This window comes from Microcystis sp. T1-4, from assembly GCF_000297435.1.
Taxonomy (GTDB): domain Bacteria; phylum Cyanobacteriota; class Cyanobacteriia; order Cyanobacteriales; family Microcystaceae; genus Microcystis.
Window position 1 is genome coordinate 1 of the sequence record NZ_CAIP01000389.1, and the last position, 894, is coordinate 894.

The window sequence follows — 894 nt, forward strand, 5'->3', positions numbered from 1 at the left end:
GTTATCAGTTCACTGAGAAAACACCCCACTTCCCCACTTCCCCACTTCCCCACACCCCACTTCCCCAATTCATAATTCATAATTCATAATTCATAATTCCCACACCCTACTTATCTAGAACGATCTTTGGGACAAGATTAAGTTTAAAATCTGAAATAGATGATTTTTTTGAGGATCGAGTCAAGTTTATGGCAGATATTGTCGATATTGCGGTCAGTGCCGATAATTTTAAAACTCTAGTGACGGCGGTACAAGCCGCTAGTCTTGTGGATGCCCTAAAAAGTCCCGGCCCCTTCACGGTTTTTGCCCCCACCGATGAAGCTTTTGCCAAATTGCCCCCTGGGACGATTACAACCCTAGTGCAGAATATCCCCCAATTAACCCGAATTCTCACCTATCACGTCGCTGCGGGCAAATATATGCAGGAAGATTTAGCAAAATTGGCTGTAGTGACTTCTCTAGAGGGTTCACCGATTCCCATCGATTGTAGCGAAGGTTTTGAGGTGAAAAATGCCACGGTGGTCGCGGGTAATATCGAGGCGGATAATGGTGTGATCCACGTCATCGATAGGGTGATCCTGATGGGTTAGTTTTTGACCGGCTTTTCCCCGGGCCGCATCCAGGGCAAATCTGTCTTATTTAGTAACCAAATATACAGATACTTTTGCTTGTTTATGGTTTCGATGATCGACGGAGGAAAATGCCCACTTTCTGCACTTTCTTGTCTGTACCTGTTCAGACCATCTAATGGCTTTGCTACCATAAATATTAACGAAAAAGTAAGGAAATATTAAGGGAGATGAAAAATGGTTAACCAGTTTCTCCCCCTGATTAATTTTCGCCTTAGAATGCCGGTTTATCCACGTCGGTCAATATTCCGGCTCTTCTAGGTTC

At 44.1% G+C, this 894-nt stretch carries 1 protein-coding gene; it reads left to right on the forward strand.

Features of this window, described 5'->3' with window-relative positions:
• Positions 1 to 188 precede the first annotated feature (188 nt).
• On the forward strand, positions 189 to 590 hold the full coding sequence (locus MICAI_RS17775; protein ID WP_008205455.1) for a fasciclin domain-containing protein: 402 nt from the start codon (positions 189 to 191) through the stop codon (positions 588 to 590).
• The last annotated feature ends 304 nt before the right edge of the window (positions 591 to 894 follow it).